General features: G+C 65.5%; 16 protein-coding genes. 11 read left to right on the forward strand and 5 right to left on the reverse strand.

Features of this window, described 5'->3' with window-relative positions; all coding sequences use genetic code 11:
* Positions 1 to 81: 81 nt before the first annotated feature.
* From ftsX to ftsY, 3 genes are read right to left on the reverse strand one after another with little or no spacing between them, the layout of a single operon-like run.
* On the reverse strand, positions 82 to 1,098 hold the full coding sequence (gene ftsX, locus DBO86_RS08250) for a permease-like cell division protein FtsX (RefSeq protein WP_074855374.1): 1,017 nt from the start codon (positions 1,096 to 1,098) through the stop codon (positions 82 to 84).
* A complete protein-coding gene (gene ftsE / locus DBO86_RS08255; RefSeq protein WP_003463983.1) occupies positions 1,098 to 1,766 on the reverse strand; it encodes a cell division ATP-binding protein FtsE in 669 nt (222 codons plus the stop codon). Before ftsE ends, ftsX begins: the two co-directional genes overlap by 1 nt.
* On the reverse strand, positions 1,763 to 3,079 hold the full coding sequence (gene ftsY, locus DBO86_RS08260; protein WP_108233440.1) for a signal recognition particle-docking protein FtsY: 1,317 nt from the start codon (positions 3,077 to 3,079) through the stop codon (positions 1,763 to 1,765). The genes ftsE and ftsY overlap by 4 nt, the downstream gene beginning before the upstream one ends.
* 338 nt (positions 3,080 to 3,417) lie before the next feature.
* On the opposite strand from ftsY, the gene DBO86_RS08265 reads away from it, so the two are divergent.
* From DBO86_RS08265 to DBO86_RS08285, 5 genes are all read left to right on the forward strand, one after another.
* Positions 3,418 to 3,852: a BLUF domain-containing protein gene (locus DBO86_RS08265; protein ID WP_104729841.1), complete on the forward strand. Its 435-nt coding sequence runs from the start codon at positions 3,418 to 3,420 to the stop codon at positions 3,850 to 3,852.
* Positions 3,853 to 3,993: 141 nt separating this feature from the next.
* Positions 3,994 to 5,364 carry a M16 family metallopeptidase gene (locus tag DBO86_RS08270; protein WP_108233441.1) on the forward strand — a complete coding sequence of 457 codons (1,371 nt, stop codon included), beginning with the start codon at positions 3,994 to 3,996 and terminating at the stop codon, positions 5,362 to 5,364.
* The gene (locus DBO86_RS08275; RefSeq protein WP_074855370.1) at positions 5,361 to 6,821 is read left to right on the forward strand and encodes a M16 family metallopeptidase; all 1,461 of its coding nucleotides are present in this window, start codon (positions 5,361 to 5,363) and stop codon (positions 6,819 to 6,821) included. The genes DBO86_RS08270 and DBO86_RS08275 overlap by 4 nt, the downstream gene beginning before the upstream one ends.
* Complete coding sequence (gene rsmD / locus DBO86_RS08280; protein ID WP_074855369.1) at positions 6,821 to 7,423, forward strand: 16S rRNA (guanine(966)-N(2))-methyltransferase RsmD; 603 nt, start codon at positions 6,821 to 6,823, stop codon at positions 7,421 to 7,423. Before DBO86_RS08275 ends, rsmD begins: the two co-directional genes overlap by 1 nt.
* 196 nt (positions 7,424 to 7,619) lie before the next feature.
* Entirely contained in the window at positions 7,620 to 8,603 is a 984-nt protein-coding gene (locus DBO86_RS08285; RefSeq protein WP_108233442.1) for a hydrolase, read from the forward strand.
* Between the two features lies 1 nt (position 8,604).
* Here the strand turns inward: DBO86_RS08285 and DBO86_RS08290 are convergent, their stop codons facing one another.
* The gene (locus DBO86_RS08290; RefSeq protein WP_104729838.1) at positions 8,605 to 9,111 is read right to left on the reverse strand and encodes an SgcJ/EcaC family oxidoreductase; all 507 of its coding nucleotides are present in this window, start codon (positions 9,109 to 9,111) and stop codon (positions 8,605 to 8,607) included.
* 164 nt (positions 9,112 to 9,275) lie between these two features.
* On the opposite strand from DBO86_RS08290, the gene DBO86_RS08295 reads away from it, so the two are divergent.
* From DBO86_RS08295 to DBO86_RS08310, 4 genes are read left to right on the forward strand one after another with little or no spacing between them, the layout of a single operon-like run.
* Positions 9,276 to 10,445, forward strand: a complete 1,170-nt coding sequence (locus DBO86_RS08295; protein WP_108233460.1) for a sensor histidine kinase — start codon at positions 9,276 to 9,278, stop codon at positions 10,443 to 10,445.
* Entirely contained in the window at positions 10,442 to 11,104 is a 663-nt protein-coding gene (locus DBO86_RS08300) for a response regulator (RefSeq protein WP_108233443.1), read from the forward strand. Before DBO86_RS08295 ends, DBO86_RS08300 begins: the two co-directional genes overlap by 4 nt.
* A complete protein-coding gene (locus DBO86_RS08305) occupies positions 11,101 to 13,452 on the forward strand; it encodes an ATP-binding protein (RefSeq protein WP_108233444.1) in 2,352 nt (783 codons plus the stop codon). Before DBO86_RS08300 ends, DBO86_RS08305 begins: the two co-directional genes overlap by 4 nt.
* Positions 13,453 to 13,454: 2 nt before the next feature.
* Entirely contained in the window at positions 13,455 to 13,934 is a 480-nt protein-coding gene (locus DBO86_RS08310; RefSeq protein WP_017675870.1) for a response regulator, read from the forward strand.
* A 5-nt stretch (positions 13,935 to 13,939) separates the two neighbouring features.
* Here the strand turns inward: DBO86_RS08310 and DBO86_RS08315 are convergent, their stop codons facing one another.
* The gene (locus DBO86_RS08315; RefSeq protein ID WP_108233445.1) at positions 13,940 to 14,596 is read right to left on the reverse strand and encodes a TetR/AcrR family transcriptional regulator; all 657 of its coding nucleotides are present in this window, start codon (positions 14,594 to 14,596) and stop codon (positions 13,940 to 13,942) included.
* A gap of 462 nt (positions 14,597 to 15,058) precedes the next feature.
* On the opposite strand from DBO86_RS08315, the gene DBO86_RS08320 reads away from it, so the two are divergent.
* Both DBO86_RS08320 and DBO86_RS08325 read left to right on the forward strand, forming a co-directional pair.
* The gene (locus DBO86_RS08320) at positions 15,059 to 16,489 is read left to right on the forward strand and encodes a coniferyl aldehyde dehydrogenase (RefSeq protein ID WP_108233446.1); all 1,431 of its coding nucleotides are present in this window, start codon (positions 15,059 to 15,061) and stop codon (positions 16,487 to 16,489) included.
* 42 nt (positions 16,490 to 16,531) lie between these two features.
* Complete coding sequence (locus DBO86_RS08325) at positions 16,532 to 17,077, forward strand: twin-arginine translocation pathway signal protein (RefSeq protein ID WP_108233447.1); 546 nt, start codon at positions 16,532 to 16,534, stop codon at positions 17,075 to 17,077.
* Position 17,078 lies beyond the last annotated feature (1 nt).

Here is a 17,078-nt window from a genome sequence, read left to right on the forward strand (position 1 = left end):
TGGATAAGTTCCCTGAGAGATAGTCAATATCAACCAAAACAATGACTTGTCAGCCTGCGTTCAGCCTTACCGAACAACGCCCTAACGGGGTGCAAGTTCGTTCAGATGACGCGCCACCGCCAGCCAGGCGCCAATATAGCCCAACAGCACGGCGCCAAACAGCAGCGAAAAACCATCAGAAGAAGGTACGCCACCCAGCGCGAAATCGCTACCGTAAAGACCGGCCAAACGTACTACAGCATCGTTCAGCCAATCCAGCCCGAAGGCCAGCAGCAACCAGGCGAAGATGCCTGCGCCAAAACCGTACAACGCGCCCATATAAAGGAAGGGACGGCGTACATAGCCATCGGTGCCGCCCACCAGCTTGATCACTTCGATCTCGGCACGGCGGTTTTCGATATGCAGGCGGATGGTGTTACCGATCACCAGCAGCAGCGCCAGAATCAGCAGCAGGCTGAGGCCGAAGACGAAACGATCACCCAGTTTGAGGATGGCAGTCAGGCGCTCGACCCAGACCAGATCGAGCTGCGCCTGCTCTACCTTGGGCAGCTCCGCCAGGCGCTGGCGCAGGGCCTCAAGCTTGGCCTTGTCGACTTCCTTGGGCGTTACCAGCACCACGCCGGGCAGCGGATTATCCGGCAACTCCTTGAGCGCCTGACCCAGACCGGACAGCTGCTGGAACTCTTCCAGTGCCTGTTCGCGGCTGATCCATTCGGCCTCGGCAACGTCATCCATCGCCGCGATCTGCCCGCGCAGTGCCTGACCATCGCGCTCGCCGGCCGACATGTCGAGGAACAGGGAAATCTGCGCCGCACGCTGCCAGGAGCCGCCGAGCTTCTCGACGTTGTCCAACAGCAGCGACAGACCCATGGGCAGGCTCAACGCCACGGCCATCACCAGGCAGGTGAAGAAACTGCCGATGGGCTGACGCGCCAGGCGGCGCAGGCTGTCGACCAGGCTGGCGCGGTGGCTTTCCAGCCAGGCATGGAACAGCGTGCGAAAATCCGGCTCGTCCGCCGGGCCGTCGACCACCTTGTTGCGCGGCGCCGCGCCGACCCGTTCGGCCGGTTGCGGCGTGGGCATTTTCGATGCGCTCATCAGGCAGCCTCCCCGTCACCGATCAGGCGACCGCGTTGCAGGGTGAGCATGCGCTGGCGCATGCGTGCGATCAGCGCCAGGTCGTGACTGGCGATCAGCACGGTGGTGCCCAACTGGTTGATGTCTTCGAACACCCCCATGATCTCGGCGGCCAGGCGCGGGTCGAGGTTACCGGTGGGCTCATCCGCCAGCAGCAGGGCCGGACGGTGGACGATGGCGCGGGCGATGCCGACACGCTGCTGCTGACCGGTGGACAGATCGCCAGGCGATTGCGCCGCCTTGTCACTGAGGCTGACGCGCTCCAGCGCCGCGCCGACGCGCTTGGCGATCTCCGGCTTGGACAGGCCGAGAATCTGCAGCGGCAGCGCTACGTTGTCGTACACAGTGCGGTCGAACAGCAACTGGTGGTTCTGGAACACCACACCGATCTGCCGGCGCAGGAAGGGAATCTGCGCATTGGTGATGGTCGACAGGTCCTGCCCGGCCAGCAGCAACTTGCCGCTGGTGGGCCGTTCCATCGCCAGCAGCAAACGCAGCAGCGTGCTCTTGCCGGCGCCGGAGTGACCGGTGACGAAGAGAAATTCGCCCGGGCGAACGCGGAAAGTCAGCTCGTGCAGCCCGACATGGCCATTGGGGTAACGCTTGGCGACCTGCTCGAATCGGATCATCCGCGCTCACGCTCCTCGAAGAGTGCCTGGACGAAAGCCTGCGCCTGGAACGGACGCAGGTCATCGATGCCTTCACCCACGCCGATATAGCGAATCGGCAGACCGAACTGCTTGGCCAGGGCGAAGATAACGCCGCCCTTGGCGGTGCCGTCGAGTTTGGTCAGTGCCAGACCGGTGAGGTTCACGGTCTGGTTGAACTGCTTGGCCTGGTTGATGGCGTTCTGCCCGGTGCCGGCATCGAGTACCAGCAGCACCTCATGCGGCGCGGTTTCGTCCAGCTTGCCGATCACCCGACGGACCTTCTTCAACTCTTCCATCAGGTTGTCTTTGGTGTGCAGGCGCCCGGCGGTGTCGGCGATAAGCACGTCGATGCCACGCGACTTGGCGGCCTGCACCGCATCGAAGATCACCGAAGCCGAGTCGGCGCCGGTGTGCTGGGCGATCACCGCGATGTTGTTGCGCTCACCCCAGACCTGCAACTGCTCCACCGCAGCGGCACGGAAGGTATCGCCGGCAGCGAGCATGACCTTCTTGCCTTCGAGTTGCAGCTTCTTGGCCAGCTTGCCGATGGTGGTGGTCTTGCCCACGCCGTTCACGCCCACCACGAGAATCACATAGGGCTGTTTGCCGCTGTCGATGACCAGCGGCTGCTCGACCGGCTTGAGCAGGGTCACCAGCTCCTCCTGCAGCGCCTTGTACAGGGCGCCGCTGTCGGCCAGTTCCTTGCGCGCCACGCGCTTGGTCAGGTTGCCGATGATGGTGGTGGTCGCCTCGACGCCAACGTCAGCAGTGAGCAGGCGGGTTTCCAGGTCGTCGAGCAAGTCATCGTCGATGACCTTCTTGCCGAGGAACAGGCTGGCCATCCCTTCGCCGAGACTGGCGCTGGTCTTGGACAGGCCCTGCTTGAGGCGGGCGAAGAAGCTTGGCTTTTCCTGCGTGGCCGCTGCAGCGACGGGAGCCGGTACTGCCGCCACGGGTGCTGCCTCGACGACAGGTTCGGGCACGACCGGCTGCGGCTGCACAGCAGCTGCAACAACCGGCGGTGCAACGACGTGCGGCTCAGGCGACGCTGACGGAGCGGGCGCGACTTCAGCCACTTCCACCGCGACCGTTGCTACGGCTTCGGGCACGGGCGGCTCGACAGGCGCCTGAGCAGCAGGTTGCTCAACGGGCGCAGGCTGAGCAGGCTCGGCAGTCGTCTCTGCCGGTTTCTTGCGCCACCAGCTGAACAGGGATTTCTTTTCTTCGCTCACGGGCTGGGCTTGGGGGTCGGTCACGGCCGGTGAGTTCTTGTCGTCTTTGGAACCAAACATGGGTCTTCTCAAAGGGGCGAGCAGCCATTGCAGGCAGTGGGTGCCGCAGGCGCATCCGGAAAAATTCGCTTGCCAGGCACGGCCCGGAGCAACCGCCCGCACGGGCACTGCAAAGGGCTTGCGCTGTACGAAACAGCCCGAGACTTTACCACTTTAGAGCGCTACCGCGCAGCGTTGCAGCCTGCCAGTTTCCTGCCGCTGATCAGGCGCCTGCGGTAATCACCATCGCCAGCGCGAGACCCGACAGTAGCGCGCCCAAAAACCTATGCAAAAGCTGTACAGTCTGATACGCCATTGTCGAACATCTTCCTCAGCTCATCCTTTGCGGGGTCGCCAGCATGCTTGTCCGCCTTACCTATGCCAGCCGCGCCAGCCATGGCATGTCTTCACAACTGATCCGCGATATTCTCGAAAGCTCGCAACGCAACAACCCGATACGCGGCCTCACTGGCATCCTGTGCTGTAACGCCGACACCTTTGTTCAAGCACTGGAAGGACCACGAACGGCCATCAACGTGTTGTACAACCGTTTGGCAGAGGATAACCGCCACAAGGACCTGACGATTCTCGACTACGAAGAGATCCACGTTCGCCGCTACGCCAGCTGGAGCATGGGCTGGGCCGGCGCCAAGCAGGTCAACCGAGAACTTTTTCTGAAATACTCCTGCAGCGACCGCCTGGACCCTTTCGGCATGAGCGCCGAACAGGTCAATGGCTTGCTACTGGAACTGTCGGCAAGCGTGAGCACCATCAGCGCGCCGATTATCGACTGAATCCAATTCGCTGCGACGCAGAACCTAATCGCTTGTTCCGATATCCCAAGGGCGGTGCTTCGTAGTATGGATGGAGTATCCTGACACCCTCTTGTCAACGGCGGTTAGACCGCCTCGGCCATCCAAACAGGACGACACCCGATGATTGTCACTGCACGCCGCACCCTCGGCCTGATTCTGGGAGTGTTTTGTTGCCTGCCGCTGGCGGCGTTCGCTGCTGCGCCGCAGCCCACTCATGAATTTACACTCGACAATGGCCTCAAGGTCATCGTCCGCGAGGATCACCGCGCGCCGGTGGTGGTCTCGCAGCTCTGGTACAAGGTCGGCTCCAGCTATGAGACGCCCGGTTCCACCGGCCTGTCCCACGCGCTGGAACACATGATGTTCAAGGGCAGCGGCAAGTTTGGCCCCGGCGAAGCCTCGCGCATCCTGCGCGAACTGGGTGCCGAGGAGAACGCCTTCACCAGCGACGACTACACGGCCTACTATCAGGTACTGGCCAGTGACCGCCTGGGCGTGGCGCTGGAGCTGGAAGCCGACCGCCTGGCTAGCCTGAAGCTGCCGGCCGACGAGTTCGCCAAGGAAATCGAAGTCATCAAGGAAGAACGCCGCCTGCGCACCGACGACCGCCCGTCTTCGCTGGCCTACGAGCGCTTCAAGGCCATGGCTTACCCGGCCAGCGGTTACAGCATCCCCACCATCGGCTGGATGGCCGACCTCGAGCGCATGCATATCGATGACCTGCGTGCCTGGCACCAGAAGTGGTACGCACCGAACAACGCCACCCTGGTGGTGGTCGGTGACGTCAGCGTGGATGAGGTCAAGACCCAGGTGCAGCGCTACTTCGGCGACATTCCGCGCGGTGACGTGCCGACCGCCAAACTGCCGCTGGAGCTGGCCGCGCCGGGCGAACGCCGCACCACGCTGCACCTCAAGACGCAGTTGCCGAGCCTGCTCATGGGCTTCAACGTACCGGGTCTGGCCACCGCCGAAACGCCGCGCCAGGTCTATGCCCTGCGCCTGGCCGCCGCCCTGCTCGACGGCGGCTACAGCGCACGCCTGTCCACCCGCCTGGAACGCGGCGAAGAACTCGTCTCGGGCGCCAGCGCCTGGTACAACGCCTTCACCCGTGGCGACAGCCTGTTCATCGTCTCGGCCACGCCCAACGTACAGAAGGGCAAGACCCTGGAGCAGGCCGAGGCCGGCCTGTGGCGCGAACTGGAAGAACTGAAGAAAGCCCCGCCGTCCGCCGCCGAACTGGCCCGCGTACGTGCCCAGGTGATCGCCGGCCTGGTGTTCGAGCGCGATTCGATCACCAGCCAGGCCACCAGCATCGGCCAACTGGAAACCGTCGGCCTGTCCTGGCAACTGATCGACCAGGAGCTGGCCGAGCTGGAGGCCGTCACCCCGGCCGACATCCAGCAGGCCGCACGCACCTTCTTCGTCCGCGAGCGCCTGAGCGTCGCCAACGTACTGCCCGAAGAGTCCCGCAATAAGGAGTCCCGCCCATGAAGACTGAGCACCGCCGCCTGGGCCTGCTCGGCCTGATCCTGTCCAGCGCCCTGGCACTGGGCGCCTGCGCCAACCTGTCCGACAGCACCGTGACTGGCGATGCCGCCAAGCTGCAGTCGCTGGCCGCACTCGACGGCAAGGCGCCAACCCGCCGCACCCTGGATATCCAGACCTGGCAGACCGCGCAAGGCGCCAAGGTGCTGTTCGTCGAAGCACATGAGCTACCGATGTTCGACCTGCGCCTGACCTTCGCCGCCGGCAGCAGTCAGGACGGCGGCGTGCCAGGCCTGGCCACCCTGACCAACGCCATGCTCAACGAAGGCGTACCGGGCAAGGACGTCGGCGCCATCGCCGCCGGCTTCGAGGGGCTCGGTGCCGAGTTCGGCAACGGCGCCTACCGCGACATGGCGGTGGCCAGCCTGCGCAGCCTGAGCGCGCAGGAGCAGCGCGAACCGGCACTAGCCCTGTTCGCTGAGGTGCTGGGCAAGCCCACCTTCCCCGCCGACTCGCTGGCACGGATCAAGAACCAGTTGCTGGCCGGCTTCGAGCTCCAGAAGCAGAACCCGGGCAAACTGGCCAGCCTCGAATTGTTCGAGCGCCTGTACGGTCAGCACCCCTACGCTCACCCGAGCGAAGGCACGGCACAGTCGATCCCGGCCATCACCCGCCAGCAGCTGCAGGCTTTCCATGCCCGTGCCTATGCCGCCGGCAATGCGGTGATCGCGCTGGTTGGCGATCTGTCGCGCGCCGAGGCCGAGGCCATCGCCGACCAGGTATCCGCCGCCCTGCCGCCAGGCCCGGCGCTGGCCAAGATCGCCCAGCCGCAGACGCCCAAGCCCGGCGCCAGCCATATCGAGTACCCGTCCAACCAGACCCACCTGATGATCGCCCAGCTCGGCATCGATAGGCGCGACCCGGACTATACCGCGCTGTACCTGGGCAACCAGATTTTCGGCGGCGGCGGTTTCGGCACTCGCCTGATGAGCGAAGTGCGCGAGAAGCGTGGCCTGACCTACGGCGTCTACTCCGGTTTCAGCGCCATGCAGGCACGCGGCCCGTTCATGATCAACCTGCAGACCCGAGCGGACTTGAGCGAAGGCACCCTGGCGCTGGTCAAGCAACTGCTCGCCGACTACCTGCGTGACGGCCCTACCCAGCAGGAACTGGACAACGCCAAGCGTGAGCTGGCCGGCAGCTTCCCGCTGTCCACCGCGAGCAACGCTGCCATCGTCGGCCAACTGGCCTCGATGGGTTTCTACGACCTGCCACTGAGCTATCTGGACGACTTCATGCGTGACGTGCAGAACCTCACGACCGATCAAGTGAAAGCGGCAATGGCCAAACACCTCGACCCCGAGGCGCTGGTGGTGGTCACTGCCGGCCCGACGGTGCCGCAAAAAGAGCTCCCGCCGCCCACCGAGCGCCCGGCCGAACTGCCCAGCGCGGTGCCGCACTGATGCGTGGTCGCACACAGCCAAAACCGGCCGCCAAGGCTCACGGCGGCCAGGGTCAGTTGCGCATCATCGGCGGGCAGTGGCGTTCGCGGCGCTTTGCTTTCCCCGACGGGCCAGGCCTGCGCCCGACCCCGGATCGGGTGCGTGAGACGCTGTTCAACTGGCTGGCGCCCTATGTCGAGGGCGCTTATGTGCTCGACCCCTTCGCCGGCAGCGGCGCACTGCTGCTCGAAGCGCTGTCGCGTGGTGCTGCCAGCGGTCTGGCCTGCGACCTCAACCCGGCCTCGGTGAGCGCCTTGCGCGGCCACCTGGCGACGCTGCAATGCAGCACGGGCGAGATTCATCTGGGCGATGCCCTGCAACTGTTGGCGCGTCCGGCGCCGCGCCGCTTCGATATCGTTCTGCTCGACCCGCCGTTCCACAAGAACCTGCTGCAGGACGCCTGCAACCTGCTGGAAGCGCAGGGCTGGCTGAGCGACGACGCCTGGGTCTATACCGAAAGCGAAACCGCGCCCTCGACGCTGGGTCTGCCCGGCAACTGGCGCCTGCATCGTGAAAAACATACCGGTCAGGTGCATTATGCGCTTTGGCAGAGGAGTGCGTAGGGCGGACTCAGGAGCGCCAGCGAACAGTCCGCCTGGATCATGCCAGAGCTTGCCACCTCCCTGCCCTGGCACCGGCGTCACGATAGATTCCGCGACGGCGTACTGTTTCGCGACGACTGCATGGATGCAGGAGGTAAAACGACGCAGGAAGCCAAAGCCGAGTACGCCCTACACCAGAATAACGACCGGCCACCCGATGAACACTGACTTTCGCCCCGCCTGGTGGCTCCCCGGCCCGCATCTGCAGACGCTGTGGAACCCCTTCTGTCGCAAGCCGCCGCAACTGGAACGGCAGCGCGAGCGGCTGTGGCTGGACGATGGCGATTTTCTCGACCTCGACTGGTACGGCCCGCATGACGCCCATGCGCCGCTGGTGCTGGTGCTGCATGGCCTGACCGGCAGCTCCAACTCGCTCTACGTGCTCGGCCTGCAGCAGGTTCTGGCCGCGCGTGGCTGGGCCAGCGTGGCGCTGAACTGGCGTGGCTGCTCCGGCGAACCCAACCTGCTGCCGCGCGGCTACCACTCCGGCGCCAGCGAAGATCTGGCTTCGGCTGTCGCCCACCTGCGCGCGCAACGACCGATGGCGTCGCTATACGCCGTCGGTTATTCCCTGGGCGGCAACGTGTTGCTCAAGTATCTGGGTGAGAGTGGCGAGCAAAGCCAGCTGCAAGCAGCGGTGGCGGTCTCGGTGCCGTTTCGCCTGGACCAGTGCGCAGACCGCATCGGTTTGGGCTTCTCGAGGGTGTATCAGGCGCACTTCATGCGTGAGATGGTCGCCTACGTCAGCAACAAGCAGCGCCTGTTCGCCGAGAGTGGCCAGGGCGAGCGCCTGTCGGTGCTGCAGCGCCTGGGCCCGCTGGACGGCATGCGCACCTTCTGGGACTTCGACGGACGCATCACCGCGCCGCTGCACGGTTTCGCCGATGCCCACGACTACTACCGGCGTGCGTCCAGCCGTTTCTACCTTGGGGCGATCCGTACGCGTACGCTGATCATCCAGGCCGAGGATGACCCCTTCATCTTCCGCCACAGCCTGCCCGAGGCCAGCGAGCTGGCACCCGGCACCGAGCTCGAGCTGCATGCCAGAGGCGGGCATGTCGGCTTCGTCGAAGGCAGCCTGCGCCGCCCCGTTTACTATCTGGAGCGGCGCATTCCCGAGTGGTTATGCGCGCTGAGCTGAATCAGCTCGCGGCGGGCTGTTCCGGCATCGCCGAGGAGTGGTGCTTGAGGATTTTCCACTCGCCATCGACCTTCTGGTAAACAAAGGTGTAGCGCGCCTGCACCTGGCGCACCGCATCGCCCTGGGTCAGGGCGAAGGTGTAAACCCCCGAATCCACCGCTGCATCCGGGCCGATCTGGCGAATTTCACGCATGTTGATAGTGCCGACCGGCTTGGCCTGTAAGAAATGGTCGAAATAGTCCTGGATTGCCTCATGGCCTACGCGCACCCGATTCGATACCGTGGGCTGCAGCACGCCGTTGTCGGCGTACAAGGCAGCGACCTTGGCCGAGTCGCCAGTCTGCAAGGCGGCGTTCCAGCGCTCGAACAGGCCGGCGATCTGCTGCTCCTGCGCATTGCTCGGGGCGGTTGCCGTTTCCGTGTAGACATAAGGCGCATCGGCCGCCTGAACCAGCGGCACGGATAGGGCAAATACCAGGGCACAGCTGCTGAACAAGGGTTTCAACATGGTTGAATCTCCGGCTATTGAAAGACGCCACCAGCATGCAGGCCGCCCAGCGCAGGCACATCGGCCAGGTGGAGACGGCGGTCTATGCCAGGTGGCAGATGCCGGACGCGGTTCAATTTATTAGCCTGCGCCGTCGGTTGACGCGCCAAACCCTGGAGATCCGGATGCAGCACACCCCACCTGACAGCGTACTGGCCCTGCGCGCCGATTACCGCCAGGCGGAAAGCCGCGCCGCGCGCCTGCGCCTGCTGGTGGAAAGCGGCCGCGCCCTGAATGCGCTGCCCTCCGCCGAGAGTGGTGCGCTGGCCCTGCAACGGGCCTGCAGCTTCTGCGCCATGGATGGTGGCGTACTGCTGCTCAGGCATGCCGATGGCAGCCCGAGCCGCAGCGCCGGCTTCGGCCCGGCTGCCTTGCAACAACAACTCGCTACTTTGCCCTGGCAAGACGCAGCCCAGGTGTTCGCAGCGCCGCTGCCGGAGGTTGCCCTGGCGCTCTGCCTACCCTTGCATGCGGCTTCGGGCGAAGTATTCGGCGCCCTGCTGCTGGGCAACGCCAGCGCCATGCGCGGCCCCGACGCGGAAGACCTCGAAGCCTTGCAACTGCTCGCCACCCTGCTCGCCGGGCATCTGCATAACGGTGAGCTGCTGGCCGCCCTGAGCCTGCGCGAACGCAGCATGTCGGAGCTGGTACACCAGCAGATGACCGCCCAGGAGGACGAACGCGCACGGGTGGCCTATGACCTGCACGACGGCCTGGCGCAGACCCTGGCCGGGCTGCATCAGCACCTGCAGGGCTTCGCTCAGCATCGCCAACTGAATGACGACTTGCGTGCCGCCCTGGCGCCCATCCTGCAACTGGCGCAGCGCAGCATGGGCGAGACGCGTCAGGCCATCAGCGGGCTGCGCCCGACCCTGCTGGATGATTTTGGTCTGGCGCCGGCACTGGACCGTGAACTTGACCGCCTGCGTGCCCAGGGCCGCCAGGTGCAGTGGCTGCGCCGTGCCCCCCAACGGCTGCGCCCGGCGGTGGAGATCGCCCTGTTTCGCATCGGCCAGGAGGCCATCAACAACATCTGCAAGCACACCGCCAGCGGCGCGGTCAGCCTGGATCTACATCTCGACGACGACACCGCACGGTTGCAGGTGGAGGATCGCGGCCCCGGCTTCGCCATCACGCAGAAACCAGATCCCGGCGAAGGCGGCATGGGCCTGGTGGCCATGCGCGAACGCTGCCTGCTGCTTGGCGGTCAGTTCACCTGCCACAGTCAGCCAGGCCAGGGCACCCGTGTATTGGCCAGCATTCCACGCGCCCTGGCGGATGAGGACAGCCCATGAACGAACCGATTCGCCTGCTGCTCGCCGACGACCATGAAGTGACCCGCGCCGGCTTCGCCGCGATGCTCACCGACTGCCCGGAATTCAGCATCGTCGGCCAGGCGGTGGACGGTCGCCAGGCGCTGGAACTCTGCGAGCGCCTGCAACCGGATATCGCCATCCTCGACATCCGCATGCCAGTACTCAACGGGCTGGCCACGGCGCGCCTGCTGCACGAGCGCCTGCCGGCGATCAAGGTGCTGCTGTTCACCATGTACGACAGCCCCGACCACCTGGAAGCGGCGATCGGCGCCGGTGCCGTCGGCTACCTGCTCAAGGACGCCAGCCGCCAGGAAGTCATCGACGGCCTGCGCCAGGTGGCAGCAGGCCAGAGCGCCCTCAACGGCATGGTCAGCGCGCAACTGCTGCGCCGTGTGGTCGAACGCAGCCAGAGCGGCGCGGCCAGCAACGCGCTGACGCCACGCAAGCGCCAGGTGCTCGGGCTGGTTGCAGGCGGTTTCACCAACCGCGAGATCGGCGAAAAGCTGGGCATCGCCACCGGCACCGCCAAGGCCCACGTCGAACGGGTGATCGGCAAACTTGGGGTCGCCGACCGCACCCAGGCCGCCGTGCAGGGCATCGCCCTGGGCCTGGTGGCCCCGACGGAGCGCCAGCCGTGAAGAGCCTGTTCAGCCGCTGGACCGACCGTCCACTGCGCAGCAAGAGCCTGGTGATCATCGCCCTGCCACTGGCCGTATTGCTGATCTCGCTGGTGCTGGTGTACGTCACCGAGCGCCAGACCTCTCGGGTCGAGGACGACGTGCGCCGTGCGCTACGCGTACAGGGCGACGTGCAGGCGGTGCACAGCCTGCTGGCCGAAGCAGCGGCCAGCGTGCGCGGTTACCTGCTGATTCAGCGCAATGATTTTCTGCCATCCTACCGCAGCGCCGTGGAACGCATCGACAGTACGCTGCGACGTCTCGATGCGGACATTCGCGACCCGCAGATGCGCAGCAGCCTGGAGCGTCTGCGCCCGCTGATCGTGATCAAGCTGGAAGGCCTGGAACAGCTCAAGACCCTGGCCAGCAACGCCGAGCGCGCGGCGATGACGCGCATCCTGGTGGACAACAAGCATGTGCTCGACGCCCTGCGCCAGGAAATCCAGCAGATGCTCGACCGCGAGCAGACCCTGCTCGACGAGCGCAACGCCGAAGCCAGCGCGGTACGCTCGCGCATGCTCCTGGCCACCGGCCTGGCTGCCATGTTCGGTGTGCTCGGTGCGCTGTTCGCCGTGGTGCTGCTGTCCACCGGCATCGTCCAGCGAGTGCAGCAGGTCGAGCGCAACGCCCGGCGCCTGGCCCTGGGCCAGCCGCTGATCCCCCATGGAGCCGCAGCCGACGAGATCGGCCAGCTCGCCGCCAGCCTGGAGGAGGCCGGGCAACTGCTGGCCGAACGCGAACGCGCCTTGCGCGACAACGAGGAGCGCCTGCGCCTGATCATCGACGGGGTCAAGGAATACGGCATCTTCGGCCTCGACCCCAACGGCCACGTCACCTCCTGGAACACCGGCGCCGAACGCATCAAGGGCTACAGCGAGGCGGACATCCTCGGTCGCCACTTCTCCCTGTTCTACCCACCGCAGGCCCGCGACACCGCGCCCTACCTGGCCCTGCAGGCGGCCACCCGTGAAGGCCGCTACGAGGAAGAGGCCTGGCGCCAGCGCCGCGATGGCTCGCTGTTCTGGGCCAACGTGGTGATCACCGCCCAGCGTGACGCCAGCGGCACCTTGCGCGGCTTCTCCAAGATCACTCGCGACATCACCGACCGGCGTAATGCCGAGGCCGCCCTGCGCACGGCCCGCGAAGAAGCGGAAAACGCCAGCCGGGCAAAAAGCGAATTTCTCTCGCGCATGAGCCACGAGCTGCGCACGCCGCTCAATTCCATTCTCGGTTTCGCCCAGTTGCTGGAAATGGACACGGGCACGCCGGCGCAACAGGCCCAGGTACGTCATATCCTGCGCGCCGGCCGGCACCTGCTGGGGCTGATCAATGAGGTGCTGGATATCGCCCGCATCGAATCCGGACGCCTGGCAATGAGCCCCGAGCCCTTGGCGCTGCGACCACTGCTGCAGGAGGTCAGTCTGCTGCTGTCGCCACAGGCCGACAGTGCCGACATCCGCCTGCGCCTGCCAGACGACCTGGCAACAACACTCTGCGTGCAAGCTGACCGCCAGCGCCTGGTGCAGGTGCTGCTCAACCTGCTGTCCAACGCGATCAAGTACAACCACCCTGGCGGCCATGTCGAAGTGCGGGTGCAGGCCAATAGCGACACCGTCACGTTGAGCGTGATCGACAACGGCCCCGGTATCGCCGCCGAGGACCTGGAGCGTCTGTTCATCCCCTTCGAGCGCCTCGGCGCCGCAGCCAGCGAGGTGGAGGGCACCGGTCTGGGCCTGGCCCTGAGCAAGAGCCTGCTGGAGCAGATGGATGGCAGCCTCGGCGTGCGCAGCACACCCGGTGAAGGCAGCACCTTTAGCCTGACGCTGCCACGGGCTCAGGTGCATGAAGGCCTGCTGCCGGCACCGGCCGCGGCACCACCGCCTGCGGCCAGCGACATCGCCCCGCCGGAGCGGCCGCTGCGCGTGCTGTGCATTGAAGACAACCTGTCCAGCCTGGCGCTGATCGAGACCCTGCTGTCGCGCTGGCCGCAGGTGCAGGTGATTTCGGCCATGCAGGGGCAGCTCGGTCTCGACCTGGCCTGGCAGCACCGCCCCGAGGTGATCCTGCTGGATCTCGACCTGCCCGACCTCTCGGGGCAGGAAGTACTCAAACGCCTGCGCCTGCACCCCAGCAGCAGCGATACACCCGTGCTGCTGATCACCGCCGACGTCAGCGCCGGCACCCGGCGCGACCTGCAGCAGGCCGGCGCCACCGCGGTGCTGAGCAAACCCCTGCACGTACCGACCTTTCTCGCCGCCCTGCGTCAGCATCTGGATGTCGCCACGCCCACACCGCCTCTCGGAGCCTGACCATGAACCACCCAGCGCCCGCCGACGATTTTCGTATCCTGGTGATCGATGATCAGCCCGCCAACCTCGAGCTGGTCGAACAACTGCTGGCCCGCGAAGGGCTGCACAACGTGCTCTGTTGCACCGACCCGGCGCAGGCTCTGGCGTTATTCAGCAGCTTCGAGCCGGATCTGCTGATTCTCGACCTGCACATGCCCGGCCTGGACGGCTTCGCCGTGCTCGAACAGCTGCAGCGGCGCATTCCCGCCGACGATTACCTGCCGATTCTGGTGCTCACCGCCGATGCCACGCGCGAAGCCCGGCTGCGCGCGCTGGCGCTGGGCGCGCGCGACTTCATCAGCAAGCCGCTGGATGCCATCGAGACCTTGCTGCGGGTATGGAATCTGCTGGAAACCCGCGCGCTGTATCGCCAGTTACGTCGCCTGCAACCCGACCAGCCGCCCTTACGGGCCAGGCCAGTGGCGCTGGGCAACAGTAGCTGATCGCCTCAGAGCACCTGCTCCAGCGGCACATACAGGCGGCCGTACAGCGCTTCGACCGCCGCGCGCGCGGCGGGGGCGATATAGCCGCCCTCCAGCGCCAGCACCTGGTAGATGCCGCGGCGTAGCATGTCCTGGCTGAGGTTGTCCGGGCTGGCGCCCGCCGTGCAGAGAAAGCGCACCCAGGAGGTCATGATGATCCAGGCGTTGAGCGTCAGCGCCTCGATCTGCGCCGGCGTCATCAGCAGGATGCCGGCCTCGACGAAGCCCTGATAAACCGACTGCGCGCCTATCAGGCAGCGCCGGGCGAAGGCGCGGTAACGCTCGGCCAGCTCGGCGTCGGATTCCAGCAGGTGCTCCAGGTCGCGGTGCAGGAAGCGGTAGTGCCACATCGCTGCCAGCAGCGCCTCCAGATAGAAGGTCTTGTCCTCCACCGTCAGCGCGCGGCCTTCGGGCAGGCGCAGGAAGCTGTCGACCTGCGTTTCGTACTGGGCGAACAGCTCGGCGATGATCATCTGCTTGTTGCGGAAGTGGTAGTACAGGTTGCCCGGCGATATGCCCAGGTGCGCGGCGATATGGTTGGTGGTGACGTTGCGCTCACCCTGGGCGTTGAACAGGGCCAGGCTCTCGGCAACGATGCGGTCGCGGGTCTTGGGTGGCGCCATAACGCAGCTCGATCTCGACTTCAAAAGTGGCAAAGGTACAGGCGAAACAGCCGGAGTGTTACCCCCCCGATGCATCCCCCAGGCCCTGACAGGCCTTTGGTTAGGGTGCAGCGATGACGGCTGCGCGGCATCCTATTTGACACATTAGAGTAATTGCTCTAAAAATCCAGCTTAGCCTAATCGCGGCTTATAGCCGCCTCCAGCAGGCTGTTTAAAAACGTCGGCGACGACTGCATGGATGCAGGAGGTAGAGCGAAGCAGGAAGCCCGAGCCGAGGCAGTCAGCGCAATACCGATGGCGGCCCCGCAAAAACAGGCAAAAATCGGTCGGAGTCGCGCTCGACTTTACAAGTTGTAAATGAGCATTTTGATCGGACTCGCGCACGAGCCTGTTTTTAACGCAGCGATGACAACGCAGATAGTTTTTCAACAGCCTGCCCGCTGGAACGTCGAGGAGAAACCTATGGTCGCCGACATCGCCTACCTGCAGCACAGCCAGCAGCAGATCAACCAGCTGGACAGCACCTTCGCCCTGCAGCGTGCGGCCTTTGCCGCCAACCCGATGCCATCGGCCGAGCAGCGCATGCAGTGGTTGAAATCCCTGCGCGAGCTGCTGACCCAGCAGCAGGACGCGCTGGTAGCGGCGATCTCCGAGGACTTCAGCAACCGCTCGGCCGACGAGACCCTGCTCGCCGAGCTGATGCCCAGCCTGCACGGCATCCACTACGCGAGCAAACGCATCAGGAAGTGGATGAAGCCCTCGCGACGCAGCGTCGGCCTGCAGTTCATGCCCGCCGCGGCCAAGGTCATCTACCAGCCGCTGGGCGTGGTCGGCATCATCGTGCCGTGGAACTACCCGCTGTTTCTCGCCATCGGCCCGCTGACCGGCGCGCTGGCCGCCGGTAACCGGGTGATGATCAAGATGAGCGAATCCACCCCGGCCACTTCGCAACTGATCAAGGATCTGCTGGCACGCGTCTTTCCCGAGGACCTGGTCAGCGTCGCCCTGGGCGAGGCAGAAGTCGGCATGGCCTTCTCCAAGCTGCCGTTCGACCATCTGCTGTTCACCGGTGCCACCAGCATCGGTAAGCACGTGATGCGCGCCGCTGCCGAGAACCTGACCCCGGTGACCTTGGAGCTGGGTGGCAAGTCGCCGGCCATTGTTTCCGCCGACGTGCCGCTGGAGCACGCCGCCGAGCGCATCGCCTTCGGCAAGACCCTCAACGCCGGGCAGACCTGCGTAGCGCCGGACTACGTGCTGGTGCCGCGCGATCGCATCGACGGCTTCGTCAGCGCCTACCGCGACGTCGTGCAGCGCTTCTATCCGCAGCTCAAGGACAACCCCGACTACACCGCGATCATCAACGAGCGACAGCTGGCCCGCCTCAATGGCTACCTGCAGGATGCCGAAGCCAAGGGCGCGCGTATCGTCTCGCTGTACCCAGAAACCCAGGGCCGGCGCCTGCCGCAGAGCCTGGTGCTGGACGTCAGCGACGAGATGAAGCTGATGCAGGACGAGATCTTCGGCCCGCTGCTGCCGGTGGTGCCCTACGACCGTATCGAAGACGCCTTCGCCTACGTCAACGCGCGGCCACGGCCGCTGGCGCTTTACTACTTCGGCTACGACAAGCGCGAGCAACAGCGCGTGCTGCACGAGACCCACTCAGGCGGCGTGTGCCTGAACGACACCCTGCTGCACGTGGCGCAGGACGATATGCCGTTCGGCGGCATCGGCCCGTCCGGCATGGGCTATTACCACGGCCATGAAGGTTTCCTGACGTTCAGCAAGGCCAAAGGCGTGTTCATCAAGCAGCGCTTCAACGCCGCGCGACTGATCTACCCGCCTTACGGCAAGGCGATCCAGAAGCTGGTCTACAAGTTGTTCGTACGCTGATCCACACGGGCAGCGCCCGTTTTACGCCTGGTGATAACAACAATGAACGACACCACCCTGAACACGCCGCAGCTGTCGCGGCGCAACCTGCTCAAGGTCGGCCTGCTGGGCACGGCGCTGCTCGGCACCGCCGGGCTGACCGCCACCATCAGCGGCTGCTCGGCCAGTACGCCGGCCAGCGGCTACCTGATCCTGCGCAGCAGCGATATGCCCTTTCTGCGCGCGCTGATCCCGGTGATGCTCGACGGCGCCGTGACCGCGCAGCAGATGCCGCAGGCCATCGACGGCACGCTCAAGAGCCTCGACACCAGCCTGGCGCACCTGTCGCCGGAGATGCGGGGGCTCACCGTGCAGCTGTTCGACGTACTCGCCCTGCCCATCACCCGCGGCCCGCTGACCGGGGTGTGGGGCAGGTGGGACAAGGCCAGTGGCGACGACGTGCGGCAGTTCCTCACCCGCTGGCAGAACAGCAGCCTGAGCCTGCTGCGCATGGGCCACGCCTCGCTGTTGCAGTTGGTGATGATGGCCTGGTACAGCCGCCAGGAGGCCTGGGCGCATTGCGGCTATCCAGGGCCACCTACGGTCTAGT

It is taken from the genome of Ectopseudomonas oleovorans, assembly GCF_003052605.1.
GTDB classification, from domain to species: domain Bacteria; phylum Pseudomonadota; class Gammaproteobacteria; order Pseudomonadales; family Pseudomonadaceae; genus Aquipseudomonas; species Aquipseudomonas oleovorans_A.